This window comes from Amycolatopsis sp. NPDC049688, from assembly GCF_040674975.1.
GTDB lineage: Bacteria > Actinomycetota > Actinomycetes > Mycobacteriales > Pseudonocardiaceae > Amycolatopsis.
Map to the genome: position 1 here is coordinate 20,247 of NZ_JBFANY010000002.1, position 16,696 is coordinate 36,942.

The following is a 16,696-nucleotide window of genomic DNA, read 5'->3' on the forward strand; positions in this document are numbered from 1 at the left end:
CTCACCCTTGCCCCAACCCGCGGCGCGAAAGGGACGTGCCGGCCGGGCCGTCCGCTTAAGCTGGGCCGATGAGGCGGTGGATCACCCTCGCGGTCGGGGTCGTGCTCGTGCTCGTCGGCGCCGTTTGGGTGCTGCAGGGCGTCGGGGTCCTCACCGGGAGCTTCATGACCGGGCAGAAGCTCTGGTTCCTCATCGGGCTCGTCGCGTTCCTGGTCGGCGTGGTGCTGGTGGCGGCGAACCTGACCCGGCGGAAACCTACTTCGTGAAGATTTCGAAGATCGGGTAGCCCGGCGCGACTTCGCGCAGCTTCTCGTCCGAGGCCTTCGCGTCGACGCCGTCGAAGAACACGCCGACCTCGAACTTCCAGCGCTTGAGGTACGCGCGGAGGATGGCCGGCTTCTCGTCGTCGGCCAGCTCGCGGAAGGTGAACGTCTCGATGCGGCGCCCGACGCGCAGCGTGCCCTGGCCCGCCGCGCGCAGGTTGCGCACCCACTGCGTCTCACCACGCGGGGCGACCAGGTAGCGGACGCCGTCGACGGTCAGCAGGTTCACCGGGACCGAGCGCGGCTCGCCGCTCTTGCGGCCGACCACCGTCAGCACCCGGCTGCCCCAGACGCTCACGCCCAGGTTGGTCAGCTTCGCGACCACCTCGTTGAAGACGTTGGTGGACTTGCCGGGCTTGATGTAGCGGGTGTCGTTCACGGGGTCCTCCGAAGTTTGGGAGAGCAGTGCTCTCGGTTAAGAGCAGTGAACACGGGAGCACTGCACCTTGTCAAGAGCACTGCTCTCTTTTGTGCGCAGTGCTCCGGTCGTGGCACACTGATCACATGACCGCCACCCGCTCCGCACGCGAACGTGCCCGCGCCGAACTGACCCAGGAGATCAAGGACGAGGCCCGCCGCCAGCTCGCCGACGTCGGTGCCCACGGGCTGTCGCTGCGCGCGGTGGCCCGGGAGCTGGGCCTCGTGTCGTCCGCGATCTACCGGTACTTCCCGAGCCGCGACCGGCTGCTGACCGACCTGATCGTCGACGCCTACAACGCGATCGGCGAAGCGGCCGAGCAGGCGGACCCGGGCACCGGCGCGGCCCCCCGCGAGCGGTGGCTGGCGATCTGGCAGGGCACCCGCGACTGGGCACGCGCCCACCCGCACGAGTACGCGCTGATCTACGGCTCCCCGATCCCCGGCTACGCGGCCCCGCAGGACACCGTCGTACCGGCGTCCCGCGTCGCACTCGCCCTGGTCAAGACGCTCACGCACACCGAGCTGCGGAACATCGACGGGGAGGTCCCACCCGAGCTGCGCGCCCAGGCCGAAACGCTCACCAAGGCCCTCGGGATCCTCGCCGGCCCCGAAACCGTGTCCCGGCTGCTGATGGCCTGGACCCAGCTGTTCGGCGCGATCAGTTTCGACCTGTTCGGCCAGTACGTCGGCAGCGTCGACCCGGCCGACGCGTTCTTCGCCCACTCGGCGAAGCGGATGGCGGAGTTCGTCGGCCTCTAGGCTGAGGCGCTGAGGCGGGAAGTCCAACGGCGGAAGGCGGCGCGACGTGACGGGGTGGGCCGGGAAGGTCGGCAGGATCCGGGTGATCGGCACCGGGGTGATGGGCCGCGGGATCGTCCAGCTGGCCGCGACCGCGGGAGTGACCGTCGAGCTGGCCGACGTCCGGCGCGAGGCCGTCGCCGAAGCGATCGAGTACGTCGGCGGCATGCTCGACAAGCTCGCCGCCAAGGGCAAGCTGAGCGAGGACGCCCAGGCTGTCAAGGACCGGCTGGTCCCGGTGGACGCACCCGACGCGCCGGCCGACGGCGTCGACCTCGTGGTCGAAGCGGTCCGGGAAGACCTCGCGACGAAACGCGCGCTCTTCGCCGGCCTCGAGCGCGTCTGTCCACAGGAGACGATCTTCGCGACCAACACGAGCTCGCTGTCGGTCACCGAGATCGCCGCCGAGCTGGCCGACCCGGGCCGGCTGGTCGGCCTGCACTTCTTCAACCCGGTGCCGCTGATGCGGCTGGTCGAGGTCGTCCCGGGTGCGCGCACCCACGACTGGCTGCCCGGCCAGGCGCTCGAGCTGGTCAAGAGCTGGGGCCACGAGCCGGTGCTGGCGAAGGACGCGCCCGGCTTCCTGGTCAACCACGCCGGCCGCGGCCTGAACACCGAGGCGCTGCAGATCCTCGCCGAGGCGCTGGCCGAGCCGGCCGACGTCGACCGCGTCGCCCGGGACGTGCTCGGCCTGAAGCTCGGGCCGTTCGAGCTGCTCGACCTCACCGGCCTCGACGTCTCGCACGCGGTCCTCGAAAGCATCTGGAGCGGCTTCCACGGCGACCCGCGGCTGCGGCCGTCGTGGCTGACCCGGCCGCGGGTGGCCGCCGGGTTGTTCGGGCGCAAGAACGGCGAGGGTTTCTACTCCTACGCCGACGGCAAGCAGCAGGTCGCCGACGAGCCGGCCGCCCCGCCGAAGCCGTCGAGCCCGGTGTTCACCGCGGACGAGCACCTCGCGCGGGTGCTGTCCGCCGCCGGTGTGCAGGTGGTGTCGGACGCCTACCCCGACGCGGTCCTGCTCGTCCCGCTCTACGGCGAGTCCACAGTGGACGCCGCCCTCCGCGCCGGGCTGCCGCTCGACCGCGTCGCCGGCGTGGACCCGCTGGGCGGCTACGAACGCCGCCTGACCATGTCCGTCCACCCCGGACTCGACCCGGCGGCGGGCCGCGCCGCCTGGGGCGCGCTGGCCGCCACCGGCCACCCCGTCACGGTCGTCCGCGACGGGCCGGCGCCGATCGCGCAGCGCCTGCTGGCCTCGATCGTCAACACGGCGTGCTTCATCGCGGGCCAGCACCTGGCGACCCCGGCCGACATCGACACGGCGGTCCGCCTCGGCCTCGGCTACCCGCGCGGCCCGCTGGCCTGGGGCGACCTCGTCGGCGGCGACGTCGTGCTGCGCATCCTGCGCGGCCTGGCCGCAGCCACCGGCGATCCCCGCTACCGGCCGAGCCCGTGGCTCACCGAGCGCGTCGCCCTCGGCCTGCCCCTGACGGCGGCGGGGACCACACCGGCCGACCTGTGAACGAAACGCGGGCCGGCTCCCGAAGGGAACCGGCCCGCGTTCGTGTCATTCAGCCTCACCAGGGGCGGTCGACCGCCCCGGTGGCGAGGGTGAACGTGATGTAGCCGCCCTCGAAGTCGCTGCGGTACACCCCGTTCGTCACGTACTCGTCCGACCGCGGGTAGTGCAGGTAGGAGTACTCCCACCCGAGGGCCGCCCACCGCTTCCGGATCTCGCCCTTCACCATGTGCGCCCCGGTCGCCACCGTGTAGTAGATCGAGCCGCCGACGCTGAAGTGGTTGTAGCGGCCGCGGCCGTCCGGCGTGCCGAGCTCGTCGGTGGACGGGTAACCGAGACCACGCTCGAAGTCGAGCGCCGCCCACTTCTTCCGGATCTCACCGTAGATGGCGTGCGCGCCGGTCGCCGACGTGTAGTAGATCGAACCGACGTTGCCGCCCTTGATGAAGTGGTTGTAGCGGCCGACCCCGTCCGGCGTGCCGAGCTCGTCGGTCGTCGGGTAGCCGAGACCACGCTCGAAGTCCATTGCCGCCCACTTCTTCCGGATCTCACCGTAGATCGTGTGCGCGCCGGTCGCCGACGTGTAGTAGATCGAACCCACGTTGCCGTTGTTGACGAAGTGGTTGTACTGGGCCGTTCCGTCCGGCGTCGTCAGCGTGTCGGACGTCGGCGGGCCGAACGCGTTGGAGCCGCCGATGGCGAGGTACTTGTCCAGCACCGGGCCGGTGACGTACACGGTGCCCCCGACGGGGCTCCAGTACAGCCGGCCGTTCGTGTAGGCGCGGTAGTGGACCGGGCCGTCGGTGACTTCGAACGCCGTCGGCAGGCCGAGTTTGGCCCGCAGCGCTGCGTCGCCGTCGTAGCGCTGGTCGATCGGGGTCGCGTAGTTCGCCGTCAGCGTCATGTCGCTCGTGCCGACGGTGACGACCCACGTCGTGTCCGACGGTCCGCCCTGCCAGCCGGTGAACTTCGAGACGCCGTCGATGCCCAGTGGCGCGGCTTCGACGTCGAAGGACGCGCCTTCGGTGACCATGGCCGAGTTGACGCCGCCCTCCACCGGGATGCTCAGCGCCGCGGGCTGCGTGCCGACCAGGGTGATCCGGTGCCGGCGCGGCATCGCGGTGTAGGTCCGGGACGTGGTGACGCCCGCGCTGTCGGTCACCGTCGCGGTGAACTCCATCCGGGAGTCCGGGTGTTCGGTGAACGGCTGCGCGAAGGTTGCCCCGGTGCCGCCGACGCCCGGGTGCGCGTGGCAGGTCGCCTCGCTCGGGCAGTGCCGCACCGCGGTGGTCCAGGTGACCGGCAGCGCGCCGTCCTCGGCGTCGGTCGCGCTGGCGCTCAACGCGACCTGCTGGTCCACCGCGAACGTCGCGTCGTCCCGTGGCGTGGTCAGGGTGAGCTCCGGCGTGTGGTTCCCGGGCGCGACCGCGATGGTGGCCGAACCGGTGGCCCCCAGCGGGTCCCGGACCGTCAGCTTCGCGGTGAACGACTCGGTGCCGGCCGCGTACGGGTGCGTCACCTTCGGGCCGGCGTCGGTCAGGACCTTGCCGTCGCCGAAGTCCCAGTCGTACTTCAGCGCGTCGTTGTCGTAGTCGACCGAGGACGAGCCGTCGAACGACACCGTGCGGGTGTCCGGGTCGGTCGTCGTCGTGGCCTTGGCGACCGGCGCGGTGTTGCCGCCCGGGTAGCTCAGCCGCCGCAGGCTGCCGGAAAGGATGTCGGCGTAGACGATGTCGCCGTTCGGCGCCGCGGCGAACTTGACCGGGCCGCCGATGCCCGTGAAGACCGGCGGGTTCTCCGGCCCCTGCGCGAGCTTGCCCTGCTCGTCGTACCGCAGGGTCCAGATCTTGTTCGTCACGTAGTCGCCGAAGAAGTACGAACCGCGGTACGCCGCCGGGTAGCTGGATCCGTTGTAGACGATGCCGCCCGTGACGCTGTTGCCCTGCATGGCTTCGTTGCCGTGCAGGTACGAGTAGATCGGCGGCTGGTTCGCCACGCCGGTGCACTGCGCGAGCGTGCTGTAACCGGTCGTCGGGTCGTTGCCTTCCCAGCACGGCCAGCCCTGGTTGGAGCCGCGCTGCACGACGTCGACCTCTTCCCAGGTGCTCCAACCGACGTCACCGGCGACCGGCAGGCCGAGGTTCGCGTCGATGCTGAACCGGAACGGGTTGCGGAAGCCGCGCGCGAACACCTTGCTCGCGGTCGAACCCGGGTTGGTCCCGTCGTAGTACGGGTTCGACGGCACGCCGTTGCCGTCGGCGGTCAGGTGCAGGATCTTGCCGTTGGGGCTGTTGATGTCCTGGGCGCGCAGCGCACCCGGGTCGACCTTCCGGAAGTCGCCGTTGTCGCCGATCGACAGCCAGAGTGTGCCGTCCGCGGCCGCGACGACGCCGTTGATGGCGTGGACGTTGGAGATGCCCGGCACCTCGAACAGCGACCGCTCGCCGCTCAGCCCCAACGGCGCGCCCGCGGCGTCCACGGTGACCGTGAACCGCGCCAGCCGCATGACGAAGCCGCTGCCGACGTTGATCGAGCGCGTCAGGTAGATGTTGTGCGATGTGGCGTAGTCGGGCGCGATCGCGAGCCCGACCAGGCCGAGGTCCTCGTTGGTGCGGACCGGGAGCGTCGCGAGCGCCCGTCCCGGACCGTCGACCGGCAGCCATCGGACGTCGCCGTTCTTGCCGATGACGATCGTGGAGTTGTCCGGCAGGTAGGCGAAGTCCGTCAGCGGATCGTTCCCCAGGCCGGTGTTGGTGTCCTGCAGGACGAATCCCGCCGGTAGTAGTGTCGCCGCCGATGCCACCCCCGTGGACACGACCGGCAGCAAAGCCCCCGTCAGAACCGCCGCCACCAGTGCGTGGCGGAGTGCGCGAAGTTTTCGCAAGGCCATCTGGCCCCCCTTCCCAAGCGATCACTTATCGCGTGGGAAGGGGGGCCAGTTGCAGTCGGCGGGTGGATTTTACCCGACCGTGACCTACGGTCCGTGATCGTTCGGACGCCGTTACGGAACGACCTGCACGACGTCACCGATGTGCAGCGTGTTGAAGAACTTCAGCGACGCGCCCGCCGAGAGGTGGATGCAGCCGTGCGAGTACACCGAAAGGCTGCCCTGGTGGAAAGCGTCGCCCGGGTAGAAGAAGACCGAGTTCGGCATTTCCGCGTTGTCGAATTCCTTCGACAGGTGCATCTTTTCCTTCGAGTACACGTGGAACGTGCCGGTCGGCGTCGGGTTGCTCTTGCGGCCCGGCAGCATCGGCACCGGGCCGTAGACGACCTGGCCGCCCTGCAGGATCCACGCCTTGTGCGCCGAGAGGTCGACGCACGCGGCGGTGCCCGGGGCCGCGGCGGCCGCCGCGCACGGGACACCCGGGTCCGGCGCGGGCTCCGGCTTGGGCTTCGGCGCCGGCTTGGGCTTCGGCTTGGCCGAGGTGCTCGTCGGCGTCGGCTTCGGCGTGGTGGACGGCGGGGTGCTGGCCGTCGTCGGCGCGGCCGTGGTCGTCGTCGCCGGGGTGGTGCTCGAAGTGGTCGGTGTCCCCCCGCCGGTGCCCGCGGCGACGGCCCCGCCGCCCACGTTCGCCGCCGGTGCCGTGCCCCCGCCGGAGCAGGCGGCCAGCACGAACGCGGTGGCCAGCGCGGCCGCTCCCGCCAGAAGCCTCTTCACGATCCGGTACCCCCAGCTGTCTCGATCATCGCCTTTGGACACGGGTAAAGACGGCGTTCACCCGGTCGAGGTTCGCCGGGGAAGGTCACGATTCGGTCAGCGGCGGTCAACCCGCAGGTGGAGGCCGGGATCCACCCGGGCCCGGTCCGCGGGCCGACGCGGCCGGGCGGGCGGCCGCCGAAGCTGGGCAGACCATCGAACCGGGGGAGCCCGCCATGCCCAGCGCCGCGAACGTCCTGCTCTACCTCGCCATCGCCGGCCTCGTCCTCTACCGGGTCGTCTACCAGCAGGTCCACGGCACGCTGCTGAACCGCAGGACGCTGGTGACGACACCGCTGCTGCTCGTCGCGGTGGGCGGGTACCTGGCGCTGAAAGCGCTACCCGGCACGTCCGCGGACGAGCTGGGTCTGCTCGCCGCCGACCTGCTGGTGCTCGCCGGTCTCGGCGTGCTGCGCAGCACCACGACCACTCTCACCGCGCGCGCAGGCACGACGTTCCAGAAGGGTTCGGCCGTCACGGTCGGGCTGTGGGTGCTGACCGTCGCGGTCCGGATCGGACTGGTCGCGCTGGGTACCGCCCTGGGCGTCGCGGGACCGCTGACCACGGCGTCGGTCGCGTTCAGCCTCGGCGTGAGCATTGCGGTGCAGAACGCGACGACCTGCTTCCGCATCCAGCGGCGCGGCCTGCCGCTCGCCGAGCGGCGTCCGGCGCTCAGCCGCTGACGCGGCCCAGCATCCGCGCGTACATCCGGCCGGGGCTGGGCACCGACGGCGGCACCAGGAACCCCGGCAGCGGCGGCAGCCCGCCGACGAACGCACCGAGCTGCTCGTACAGCACGGCAGCCCCGGCGGGACGCGCTTCGGGGGCCTTCGCCAGCATCTCGGCGAGCAGCCGGTTGAGCGGTTTCGGGATCCCGGCCACCGGCGGCGGCAGTTCCTTGACCTGCCGCTCGAACACCGCGTACGCCGTGGGCCCGTCGAAAAGCCGCCGCCCGGTGAGCATCTCGTGCAGCACGCAGCCCAGCGCGTAGAGGTCGCTGCGCGGTTCGGCGCCGCCCCGCTGGATCTGCTCCGGCGCCATGTAGGACGGCGTTCCGAGCAGCTGCCCGGCCCGGGTGAACTGCGCCGCGTCGGCTTCGCGGAGGACGGCCAGCCCGAAGTCCATCACCTTCACGCCGCCGTCGGGCCCGAGCATCAGGTTGGACGGCTTGAGGTCGCGGTGGCAGACGGCCAGGGCGTGGGCGGCGGTCAGCACCGCGCACGCCTGCGCCGCGATCGCCGCGGCCCACGACACCGGCAGCGGCCCGTGCTCGGCGAGCAGGTCGGCCACCGTGACGCCGTCGACGAACTGCATGACCTGGAACAACCGGTCGTCGTGGGTGCCGTAGTCGTACAGCGTCGGGACGCCGGGGTGGTCGAGCGTCGCGAGGATGCGCGCTTCGCGGGCGAAGCGGGCTTCGAGCTCTTCGTCGCGGCCCGGCAGCCTGAGCAGCTTGATCGCCACCCGGCGGCCCAGCCGGCGGTCGAACCCGCCGTGCACCGCCCCCATCCCGCCGCGGCCGAGGGGCAGCTCGTCGAGCTCGTAGCGGTCGGCGATCAGCATCCGTTCCCCTAGCGGCCCGGCTCGAGCCGTCCTTCGACAAGTCCCGCGAAGCCTAGCCGGACCAGGTCACGGCCGATTTCCGCCGCCTCGCGCAGGACGTCGTCGAATTCGGCGAGCCGCCCGAAGACCCGGCCGTACTCGCGCTGGACGGCGAGCGGGACGCGCGGGATCCGCACGCGCCTGCCGTCGATCCGGGTGGAGGCGGACGTGGCGGGCAGGTCGGCCGCGCGCAGGCAGCCGGCCAGGAAGGCCGCGTCGAGCCGGCCGGCGTCGACGCGGTACACGGTGAGGCCGGCCCCCACCGGCCGCGAAGGTCCACTGTGGACGTACGCGATGCCGGTCACGGACGCGACCACGTCGCCTGCCTCGGCGAGCGGGTGCTCGGCATCCGCGCGCACCCCCGCGTACCTGACCTCGACCACGCCGGCCTTCACCAGCTCGCCGATCGTCGTGAACACCGGTTCGGCGTCCGCCGGTTCGAGCGGCGGCAGCTGCGGGGTCAGCTCGGCGAACCGGGCCCGCACGGCCTGGAACGCCTGCCCCGGGTCCTCCCCGCGGGCGCGGCGGCGGGCCGGCGTGAGGTCGACGTCGTCGTCGAGGAGGTCGATGATCCGGACGCCGGATTCGGGGCGGGCCAGGAACTCCCGCCAAGTTTCCTCCACTGTGGACAGTTCGTCGCCCGCCTCGGCGAGCAGCACGGTGGACGGCGGGCGTTCGCCGGGAGCCGGCCGCCTCAGCAGCCAGAGGTCGGGTCCGGCTGGCGCCAGCGTCACGACCGCGCGGACCGCGCCCGCGCGCAGCAGGTTGCCGCGGATGCGTTTCCCGCTGCGCCGCCCGGCCGCCGCGCCCGGCATCAGGATCGCCACCGGGCCGCCGGGTTCGACGTGCGCGAGGCAGTGCTGCACCCAGGCAAGCTCGGGTTCGCCGCGCGGAGGCAGGCCGTACTCCCAGCGCTCGTCGCCGACCAGTTCGTCGTGCCCCCAGGCCCGTTCGTTGAACGGCGGGTCGCACAACACCGCTTCGGCGGTCCGGCCGGCGAAGGCGTCTTCGCGCAGCGCGTCGACCGCGTAGACCTCGGCCTCAATGCCCCGCAGTTTCAGGCGCAGGGCCGCGATCGACGCCGTCATCGGGTCACTGTCCTGTCCCAGCACGGTTTTCGCGCCGCTCGCCAGCGCGAGCGCGCCGAAGCCGCACGCGGGGTCGAGGATCGTCGACACCGGGCCGGCGAGCCGGGCCATCAGCTCGGCGACCGGCTCCGGGGTGGCCGACAGCCGCCGCGAGTGGGCCTCGAAGTACCTGCGGCACAACAGTTCGAACGCCTCGACCGGGCCTGCCTGGTGCGTCAGCTCGCTGAGCAGGGTGAGCAGCTCGGGGTCGTCGAGGGCGCTGTCGAAGGTGTCGAAGATGCCGGCCTGGAAGGCGAAGAAGACCCCGGCGCGGCTGACGCGCTCGGCGAGGTCGAGGTCGTCGCCGAGGGCGCGCAGGCGCTGCCACGCGCGTTCGCCGGCGCTCAGCTCGAACTTCTTGCCGCGGGCGCGGAACCAGCCGGCGACGGCGGACAGGCCGAACAGCGGGCTCGACGCCGTCCCGCCGACCGGCTGCGGGAAGTCCGGGTAGCGGCGGCGCCAGTTGCTGACCGCGGCCCGGCCGACCCCGGCGAGCCGCGCGATGTCGGCCGCGCTGACCGTGGCGTCGTCGTCCATGGCGAGGACTGTATCGGAGGATGGTCCATTCAGCCGAGTTGCTTGTGAACTCAGTCAACCAATGCTTTCATGGGGGCATGACAGAAGATCGGTACGTCCTGCGGTACGCCGCCGGGTCGGACGTCGGGCAGCGACGCCGGATCAACGAGGACTCGGTCTACGCGAGTTCCCGCCTGCTGGCCGTCGCCGACGGCATCGGCGGTCAGCCGCACGGCGAGGTCGCCAGCGCGACGGCGGTCGACGTGCTGCGCGAGCTCGAGGTCGACCTGCGCCGGATGGACCTGACCGGCGTCGACCTGGCGGCGACGCTGGCCGGCGTGGTCAAGTCGATCGCCGAGCGGCTGCTCGAGGTGGCGTCGCAGGAGCCGACGACCGAAGGCATGGGCACCACGCTGACGGCCCTGCTGTTCGACGGCATCGAGTTCGCGGCGGCCCACATCGGCGACTCCCGCGGCTACCTCCTGCGCGACGGCGGCCTGCGCCGCCTGACCCGCGACCACACGCTGGTCCAGGCCCTGGTCGAGGACGGCCGCGTCGCGGCGGAAGACGCCGAGAAGCACCCCCGCCGATCCCTGCTGATGAAGGCGCTGCAGACGACGGGCTCGGGCGACCCGGACATCTGGACGTTCAAGGCCAAGCCGGGCGACCGCTACCTGCTCTGTTCCGACGGCCTGAGCGGCCCGGTCTCCGAAGCCACCCTGCGCGACGTCCTGGCGGCGGGCGCGGAGCCGGCCGAGGTCATCCCGGAGCTGATCCGCCTGGCCAACGAAGGCGGCGGCCCGGACAACATCACGTGCGTGGTCGCCGACGTCACCCACCTTCGCGAGTGACGGAGGCCATCCGGTATCGTCTCCTGCGGAGGATTGGCCGAGCGGCCTAAGGCGCACGCTTGGAAAGCGTGTTGGGTTCACGCCCTCGCAGGTTCGAATCCTGTATCCTCCGCGCTTCGAACAGACGAGACGCCGGGCAGCCTTCGCGGGCCGCCCGGCGTTTCTTCGTCCGGTCACCCGGTTTCTCGTCGAGATGAGCGCTTCCCCACGCCTCGCTAAACTCGGTAGCCCGAAAAAGGAGGCAGGCGAGGGGGCCACCCGTGCACGACCATCCGGACCACCTGGACGCGAGTCTGGGGGCGACGCTGAGCGCGCTCGCGCGGACGTTACAGGCCGAACCCGATGTCGAGACCACCCTCGCCGCGATCGTCAAGGCCGCGGTCGACCACGTCGACGGCGCCGAGTACGCCGGGATCTCCCTCGTGGAACGCGGGCGGCCCATCCGGACCGTCGCCCCGACCGACAACGTCGTCTCCGCCATCGACGAGGTCCAGTACCGCACCGCGCAGGGGCCGTGCCTGGACGCCATCGCCGAGCACCAGGTCTTCAGCACCGGCGACCTCGCCGCCGAAGCCCGGTGGGCGGCGTTCGCGGCCGCGGCCGGCGAGTTCGGCGTGCGCTCGATGCTGTCGTACCGGCTGTTCGTCACCGACACCACGCTCGGCGCGCTGAACCTCTACTCGCGAGCGCGCGACGCCTTCAGCCGCCAGACCCAGGAGGACGGCCGGCTGTTCGCCACGCACGCGGCGATCGCGCTCGTCAGCGCCCAGACCGAGGCGCAGCTGAGCGCCGCGATCAAGAGCCGGGACGTCATCGGCATGGCCAAGGGCATCCTCATGGAACGGCACGACGTCGACGCCGTCGCCGCGTTCCGGATGCTCGTCGAAGGCTCGCAGAACGCCAACATGAAACTCCACCAGGTCGCCGAGTGGCTCATCGAGCACCGGCGCGACCTGTGATCGGGGACGCCACACCGGCAACGGCCGGCCGGCGCCAGCCCTCGCCGGTCAGGCTCGCCGAGCCCACCGTCGGTAGGTCCGCGACCCGCTCGCCCGGCGCTTTCGGCCGAATGGAACATGAATTGCCTTCGGTGCCGGGGAATTCTTTGCCTGTACGCGGAGTTACGAACAGGGCTGAGCGCAGGCCGTTACTCCGGTCGCGCTAGTCTCAGCCTTGCCTCGCCCGCCCCTGTCGAGAAAGGCCAGTAGTGGCACGAAAACCGCTCTGACCTGGGGTAGCGCTGGCCAGCGACTTCAGTGTGCGGTTCTGGTGGCGGGACATCCCCGCACAGAACGTGATCGGCCCGGCCCCGGACGTTACACGTCCGGGGCCTTGCTGATTCCGGACCCGCGATCACTCGGCAAAGTCTGATGATCACGCTGAGTCGCTGGATCTGTTTCAATGGAATCCGTCCCCGTACGACCACCAGATTTCGAGGAGTAGAGGCCCGATGGCCGGAGTCGAAGAGATCCGCGCTGGCATCGCGCTCGCCAACGAGAAGGCGTCCGCGAGCATCGCCGCCCTGCAGCAGGCAGCGCAGTCTCTCGAAGAAGCCCAGCAGTCGCTCGCACAGGCGACCCAAGGGAGCAGCCAGCACGAAGTGAGCCAGGCGCACGGACTCCTGGCGGAGGCCCTGCAGGGCATCAACGGCCTGCAGAGCACCGTCCAAGCAAGCATTTCCTCCGCCGACTCCTACTCGGCGCGTCTGTAAGCCGGATGACGCTCGCCGAACTCCACCAGCTGCTCACCGCTGCCGTGACCGGGCTCGCTGACGCGCGCGCCCACTCCGAACGGGCCACAAGCCTGCTCGGAGAAGCCCGGCAAGCGCTCGTGGATGCCCAGGCCAAGGCCGATCCCTGGCTTCCTTCGCAGTACGCACAGGCCGGCGAGGGGCTGGACCAGCTCCTCGTCCGCCTGCACGCCGCCGAGGACCTGGTGAGCGGATACCGGTCGCGCCTGTAATCCTTGTAGGGGACACCTTTTCTTGGGGACGCCGATGGCCAACAAGTCAGCCGAGCAACGCAACCGCGTCGAAACCGCCCTCGACCGGGTCCGCCATCAGATCGGACTGGTGCTGGGCGCGGCGGCGGGCGCGCGCCAGGCCGCGGAGGCCGACCTCGCCAAACTCCGGCTGGAGCAGGACATCGTCCGCGTCGGCCTGAACCACGCCAGCACCGAGCAGCAGAACGAGTGGGCCCGCCACCCCGCCGCGCACGAGGTGTTCGGCGCGCTCGGCACCGTGCGAAGCGCTTTCTACACCGACTGGAGCCAGGGGCCCGCGACGCTGCGGGAACTGGTCGCGCAGAACGCACCCGGCCCGGCCGGGCTGCCGCCGGGCGACTGGCTCGGCACGGTCGGGCACAACCCCGGGCTGACGTCGCCCGGGCTGTGGCGCGTCGGCTCCGCCACCGCCGCCGGCAACGACGCCACCCGCACCTTCGACGTCGCCGTGCCGCTGCTCGACGAGTCGCACCTGGCGATCACGTCGGCACCCAAGACGCGGCCGGTCATCGACGGCATCGTGCAGAACCTGCTGCTCCGCGTGCTCTCGACGTTCGAGCCCGGCGCGGTGCGCGTGCACCTGTGGGACATCGGGCAGCTGACGGCGATCCTGCCCGACCTCTACCCGCTGAGCCAGACCAGCGCGCTCTCGCTGTACGACCCGGGCCGGCTCGAGGACCTGCTCGACGAGCTGGCCGGGCACATCCGGCGGATCCACGCCAGCTGCATGTCGGCGGGGTTCACGTCGCTGCGTGAGATGCGGCAGAACACCGGGCAGCGGGGCGAGCCGTACCGGATCGTCGTGCTGTACGGCAACGGCGAGACCCTCGAACCCGAACGCGCCCGCGACCTCAAGCGCGTCGCGAGCGGCGCGCTGGCCGCGGGCATCTGCCTGATCATGGTCGACGTGCCGACCGCGGTGAGCGCGCCCGTCGAGACGCTGAGCCTGCTCGACGACCGGCACGCGATCAGCAGCATGACCGGCACCGACCTGGTCGTCGACCTCGATCCCGCGATGCCGTCCGCGCAGGTGATCCGGGCGGTCGACAAGATCGCCAAGGCGCTGATCGCCAAGCAGGGCGGGCCGCGGTCGTTCGACGACCTGCTGCCGGCCGAGCTGGGCCGGGAGAGCTCGGCGCGGGAACTGCGGGCGCCGGTCGGGTTCTTCGAAGGCGAGCCGGTCGAGGTCGTGATCGGCGACGCGAGCCCGCACGCGCTGATCGGCGGCCCGTCCGGTTCGGGCAAGACGAACTTCCTCTACGCGCTGCTCGGCAGCCTCGCGGCGCGGTACCCGCCGGAAGAGCTGGCGCTGTACCTGCTGGACTTCAAGGAAGGCGTCTCGTTCGCCGGGCTGGCGCCAGGCCGGAAGGACGCGAGCTGGCTGCCGCACGCGCGGCTGGTCGGCGTCAACGTCAACACCGACCGCGAGTTCGGCCTGGCGCTGCTGCGGTTCCTCGCCGACGAGCTGCGCCGCCGGTCCGCGGCCGCGAAGGAGCACGAGGTGACGAACCTCGCCGACCTCCGCGAAGCCGATCCGGCCGGGCACTGGCCGCGGATCGTCGCGGTGATCGACGAGTTCCAGTACCTGTTCGCCGGCCGCGACCAGGTGACGGCCACGGCCACGCAGCTGCTGGAGGACATCGCGCGACGCGGCCGGTCGCAGGGCATCCACCTGGTGCTCGCCAGCCAGGACGTCGCCGGCATCGAGGCGTTCTGGGGCAAGCCGGCGGTGTTCGAGCAGTGCACGCTGCGGATCGCGATGCCGAAGGCGCGGCGCGTGCTGGCCGAGACGAACAACGCGGCGGTGTCGGCGCCGAAGTGGCACGCGGTGATCAACCACGACTCCGGCGTCGCGCACGGCAACCAGCTGGCCCACATCCCGGACGCGAGCAGCAAGAACGTCTTCGTGCGGCTGCAGCACCGGCTGTGGGAGGAGTACGCGGCCCGCTTCCCGCGGCCGCGCCTGTTCGACGGCGCGCATTCGCCGATCCTGGAACAGTTCCCGGCGTACCTGGACCTGAAGCCGAACTCGAAGCCGCGGGCCCTGCTCGGCCAGTCGATCGACGTGACGGAGACGGCGTGCGGCGTCGACCTGCCGCGCGCGCCCGGCCGCAACGTCGCGGTGCTCGGGTCGGCCACGGCGGAGGCACTGTCCATCATGGACTCGGCGGCGCGGTCGCTGGCCCGGCAGTACGAGCCGGGCGAGGTCGAGTTCATCTTGAGCTGCCCGATCGAGTCGTGCGCCGACGCGGCGATGGAGCTGGCCTCGCGGCTGCGCGAGGACCACGCGGCGACGCTGGTGGACGACCTGACCGGCGTCCTGGAGTCGATGACCGGCTCGATGTCCGGCGGCGCGAAGGTGCTGCTGCTGTACGGCGTCGACGCGGCTTTGCCTGCCCTGGAGGCGAAAGCGGTGGGCCAGCTCAAGAGCGGCCTCGACCACCTGCGGGTGGTCCTGAAACAGGGGCCGGGCCACGGCATCCACACGATCGGCTGGTGGCGCAGCATCGCCCGGCTCAAGGACACGCTGGGGTTCGGGGGCACCGACGACATCGGCACGTGGGCGGCGCTCGACGTCCAGGGCAACGAGCTGTCGCCGTTCGCGGCGGGCCAGGTGGTGCACTGGTCACCGCGCCCGGGCCGCGCGCTGTTCTTCGACCGCACCACCCACGGCGCACCCGAAGTGATCATCCCGTTCCAGCGTCCGGAGAACGTGCAATGACCGACGACGGCGCCACCGCGGCCATGCGGTACAAGGAGATCATCGCTCTGTCCCGCGGTTCGGCGGACAACCTGCGCCAGTGGGAACTGGCCCGGGCGGAGGCCTTGGACGCGGAGATCGAGGCGGCCACGGCAGCGATCGAGGCGGCCACCGAGCGCGAGGCGAGGGCGGCCGAGCGGGCAACGCGCTGGTGGAGGATGGCGCTGCACAACATCCAGGGCTTGACGTGGCTGCCGCCGGGCGACGACCCCCGCCCGGTTCCGACGGCCCGGGCGGCTTACCTGGAGCGGTACCTCGAGGAGGTCAAGCCGAGCTACCAGGAGCTGGTGCAGGCCGTGCTGGGGTTGGGATGGCGGGCGAAGCGGGCGGCGGCCAAGCGCGGGGAGCAGCCGCCGGTCTAGACGTCGAAGACGGTGTCGTAGGGGTCTTCGTCGTCCGCGGGGGCCTGCTTGCGCTGCGGCGGTCGCCGGGGCTGCGGTGCCGGCGGGGGCGCCGGTGGCGGGTTGGCCCCGGCGGCTTCCCGGATGGCGGCGGTGATGGTCCGGCTCAGCGTGCCGGCGTCGAGCCGCATGGCTTCGGGCGCGAGCCGCACCTCGCTGATCCCAGCCGGCCCGGCCAGGACGGTGACCGACCGATCCGGCGAGACGACGGTCGTGTGGTTGCTCGCGGCGATTCCGGCGAGGAGGCGCCGGTTCTCGGCCTTGCGGTCTTCGATCTGCTTGAGCTGCCAGCGCATTTCCTCGATGAGCTGCGTGTTGTCGGTCATGCGAATCTCCCCGGCTGGTGCGGCGTGTACACGAACTCGTAGTACTTCCCGACCCGGTGGTCGATCAGCGAGTAGCCCCGGCTGCCCGCGACCCGCAGCAGATCCTCCTGGGACAACCCGATCTCCATCTTCCGGATGCACACCTGGTTCCGGCCGTCGAGCTCCGCGGCCAGGCGCGCCATCTGCGCCTCGCGCGGCTTCGTCGAGTGGAGGGCGCGGACGATCGTCAACGTCAGGCCGGCCACGACCACCACGCCCATCAGGACGAGGAAGATCACCCGCATGGCCGGTGACTCGGTCGTACCGGCCGTCACCGTGCTGATCACGACGTTTCCCCGCTTCGGAGACTCC

17 protein-coding genes and 1 tRNA gene are annotated in these 16,696 nt (G+C 71.4%); 11 read left to right on the forward strand and 7 right to left on the reverse strand.

Annotated features, from left to right (window positions below):
* Window positions 1–68: 68 nt before the first annotated feature.
* Window positions 69–266: a hypothetical protein gene (locus AB0J55_RS05945; protein ID WP_364243495.1), complete on the forward strand. Its 198-nt coding sequence runs from the start codon at window positions 69–71 to the stop codon at window positions 264–266.
* Here the strand turns inward: AB0J55_RS05945 and AB0J55_RS05950 are convergent.
* Complete coding sequence (locus tag AB0J55_RS05950; protein ID WP_364243497.1) at window positions 256–702, reverse strand: nitroreductase family deazaflavin-dependent oxidoreductase; 447 nt, start codon at window positions 700–702, stop codon at window positions 256–258. The two genes, AB0J55_RS05945 and AB0J55_RS05950, sit on opposite strands and share 11 nt — an antisense overlap.
* Before the next feature lie 125 nt (window positions 703–827).
* Here AB0J55_RS05950 and AB0J55_RS05955 point away from each other — a divergent pair, with 125 nt between their 5' ends.
* Both AB0J55_RS05955 and AB0J55_RS05960 read left to right on the forward strand, forming a co-directional pair.
* The gene (locus AB0J55_RS05955; protein ID WP_364243500.1) at window positions 828–1,502 is read left to right on the forward strand and encodes a TetR/AcrR family transcriptional regulator; all 675 of its coding nucleotides are present in this window, start codon (window positions 828–830) and stop codon (window positions 1,500–1,502) included.
* A 46-nt stretch (window positions 1,503–1,548) separates the two neighbouring features.
* Entirely contained in the window at window positions 1,549–3,063 is a 1,515-nt protein-coding gene (locus AB0J55_RS05960) for a 3-hydroxyacyl-CoA dehydrogenase (protein ID WP_364243503.1), read from the forward strand.
* A gap of 55 nt (window positions 3,064–3,118) precedes the next feature.
* Here AB0J55_RS05960 and AB0J55_RS05965 read toward each other — a convergent pair whose 3' ends face one another.
* Both AB0J55_RS05965 and AB0J55_RS05970 read right to left on the reverse strand, forming a co-directional pair.
* The gene (locus AB0J55_RS05965; protein ID WP_364243506.1) at window positions 3,119–5,950 is read right to left on the reverse strand and encodes a PQQ-dependent sugar dehydrogenase; all 2,832 of its coding nucleotides are present in this window, start codon (window positions 5,948–5,950) and stop codon (window positions 3,119–3,121) included.
* A gap of 111 nt (window positions 5,951–6,061) precedes the next feature.
* Complete coding sequence (locus AB0J55_RS05970) at window positions 6,062–6,721, reverse strand: L,D-transpeptidase (RefSeq protein WP_364243508.1); 660 nt, start codon at window positions 6,719–6,721, stop codon at window positions 6,062–6,064.
* Between the two features lie 215 nt (window positions 6,722–6,936).
* Between AB0J55_RS05970 and AB0J55_RS05975 the strand changes: the two genes are divergently transcribed.
* Window positions 6,937–7,443, forward strand: coding sequence for a hypothetical protein (locus tag AB0J55_RS05975; RefSeq protein WP_364243510.1), 507 nt, complete (start codon window positions 6,937–6,939; stop codon window positions 7,441–7,443).
* Here the strand turns inward: AB0J55_RS05975 and AB0J55_RS05980 are convergent.
* Window positions 7,433–8,323, reverse strand: a complete 891-nt coding sequence (locus AB0J55_RS05980; RefSeq protein WP_364243512.1) for a serine/threonine-protein kinase — start codon at window positions 8,321–8,323, stop codon at window positions 7,433–7,435. The two genes, AB0J55_RS05975 and AB0J55_RS05980, sit on opposite strands and share 11 nt — an antisense overlap.
* 8 nt (window positions 8,324–8,331) lie before the next feature.
* On the reverse strand, window positions 8,332–10,026 hold the full coding sequence (locus AB0J55_RS05985; RefSeq protein ID WP_364243514.1) for an N-6 DNA methylase: 1,695 nt from the start codon (window positions 10,024–10,026) through the stop codon (window positions 8,332–8,334).
* 77 nt (window positions 10,027–10,103) lie between these two features.
* On the opposite strand from AB0J55_RS05985, the gene AB0J55_RS05990 reads away from it, so the two are divergent.
* From AB0J55_RS05990 to AB0J55_RS06020, 7 genes are all read left to right on the forward strand, one after another.
* Window positions 10,104–10,856, forward strand: a complete 753-nt coding sequence (locus AB0J55_RS05990) for a protein phosphatase 2C domain-containing protein (protein WP_364243516.1) — start codon at window positions 10,104–10,106, stop codon at window positions 10,854–10,856.
* 27 nt (window positions 10,857–10,883) lie between these two features.
* Window positions 10,884–10,968, forward strand: a tRNA-Ser gene (locus tag AB0J55_RS05995).
* A 148-nt stretch (window positions 10,969–11,116) separates the two neighbouring features.
* Complete coding sequence (locus AB0J55_RS06000) at window positions 11,117–11,815, forward strand: GAF and ANTAR domain-containing protein (RefSeq protein ID WP_364243519.1); 699 nt, start codon at window positions 11,117–11,119, stop codon at window positions 11,813–11,815.
* A gap of 491 nt (window positions 11,816–12,306) precedes the next feature.
* Window positions 12,307–12,567, forward strand: coding sequence for a hypothetical protein (locus AB0J55_RS06005; RefSeq protein WP_003056176.1), 261 nt, complete (start codon window positions 12,307–12,309; stop codon window positions 12,565–12,567).
* 5 nt (window positions 12,568–12,572) lie between these two features.
* Complete coding sequence (locus AB0J55_RS06010) at window positions 12,573–12,818, forward strand: hypothetical protein (protein WP_003056173.1); 246 nt, start codon at window positions 12,573–12,575, stop codon at window positions 12,816–12,818.
* A 34-nt stretch (window positions 12,819–12,852) separates the two neighbouring features.
* Complete coding sequence (locus tag AB0J55_RS06015) at window positions 12,853–15,579, forward strand: FtsK/SpoIIIE domain-containing protein (protein WP_364243521.1); 2,727 nt, start codon at window positions 12,853–12,855, stop codon at window positions 15,577–15,579.
* The gene (locus AB0J55_RS06020) at window positions 15,576–15,980 is read left to right on the forward strand and encodes a hypothetical protein (protein ID WP_364243524.1); all 405 of its coding nucleotides are present in this window, start codon (window positions 15,576–15,578) and stop codon (window positions 15,978–15,980) included. Before AB0J55_RS06015 ends, AB0J55_RS06020 begins: the two co-directional genes overlap by 4 nt.
* Here the strand turns inward: AB0J55_RS06020 and AB0J55_RS06025 are convergent.
* Together AB0J55_RS06025 and AB0J55_RS06030 are read right to left on the reverse strand one after the other, a co-directional pair.
* Window positions 15,977–16,345: a YbaB/EbfC family DNA-binding protein gene (locus AB0J55_RS06025; protein WP_364243527.1), complete on the reverse strand. Its 369-nt coding sequence runs from the start codon at window positions 16,343–16,345 to the stop codon at window positions 15,977–15,979. The two genes, AB0J55_RS06020 and AB0J55_RS06025, sit on opposite strands and share 4 nt — an antisense overlap.
* The gene (locus tag AB0J55_RS06030; protein WP_364243530.1) at window positions 16,342–16,671 is read right to left on the reverse strand and encodes a hypothetical protein; all 330 of its coding nucleotides are present in this window, start codon (window positions 16,669–16,671) and stop codon (window positions 16,342–16,344) included. The genes AB0J55_RS06025 and AB0J55_RS06030 overlap by 4 nt, the downstream gene beginning before the upstream one ends.
* Window positions 16,672–16,696: the final 25 nt, after the last annotated feature.

Excerpts from the sequence above, each read along its gene's own strand:
- AB0J55_RS05975 (WP_364243510.1), top strand. The coding sequence starts at position 6,937 with ATGCCCAGCGCCGCGAACGTCCTGCTCTACCTCGCCATCGCCGGCCTC.
- AB0J55_RS05955 (WP_364243500.1), top strand. The coding sequence starts at position 828 with ATGACCGCCACCCGCTCCGCACGCGAACGTGCCCGCGCCGAACTGACC.
- AB0J55_RS06020 (WP_364243524.1), top strand. The coding sequence starts at position 15,576 with ATGACCGACGACGGCGCCACCGCGGCCATGCGGTACAAGGAGATCATC.
- AB0J55_RS06025 (WP_364243527.1), bottom strand. The coding sequence starts at position 16,345 with ATGACCGACAACACGCAGCTCATCGAGGAAATGCGCTGGCAGCTCAAG.
- AB0J55_RS06015 (WP_364243521.1), top strand. The coding sequence starts at position 12,853 with ATGGCCAACAAGTCAGCCGAGCAACGCAACCGCGTCGAAACCGCCCTC.
- AB0J55_RS05965 (WP_364243506.1), bottom strand. The coding sequence starts at position 5,950 with ATGGCCTTGCGAAAACTTCGCGCACTCCGCCACGCACTGGTGGCGGCG.
- AB0J55_RS05985 (WP_364243514.1), bottom strand. The coding sequence starts at position 10,026 with ATGGACGACGACGCCACGGTCAGCGCGGCCGACATCGCGCGGCTCGCC.
- AB0J55_RS06010 (WP_003056173.1), top strand. The coding sequence starts at position 12,573 with ATGACGCTCGCCGAACTCCACCAGCTGCTCACCGCTGCCGTGACCGGG.
- AB0J55_RS05980 (WP_364243512.1), bottom strand. The coding sequence starts at position 8,323 with ATGCTGATCGCCGACCGCTACGAGCTCGACGAGCTGCCCCTCGGCCGC.
- AB0J55_RS05945 (WP_364243495.1), top strand. The coding sequence starts at position 69 with ATGAGGCGGTGGATCACCCTCGCGGTCGGGGTCGTGCTCGTGCTCGTC.
- AB0J55_RS05990 (WP_364243516.1), top strand. The coding sequence starts at position 10,104 with ATGACAGAAGATCGGTACGTCCTGCGGTACGCCGCCGGGTCGGACGTC.
- AB0J55_RS06005 (WP_003056176.1), top strand. The coding sequence starts at position 12,307 with ATGGCCGGAGTCGAAGAGATCCGCGCTGGCATCGCGCTCGCCAACGAG.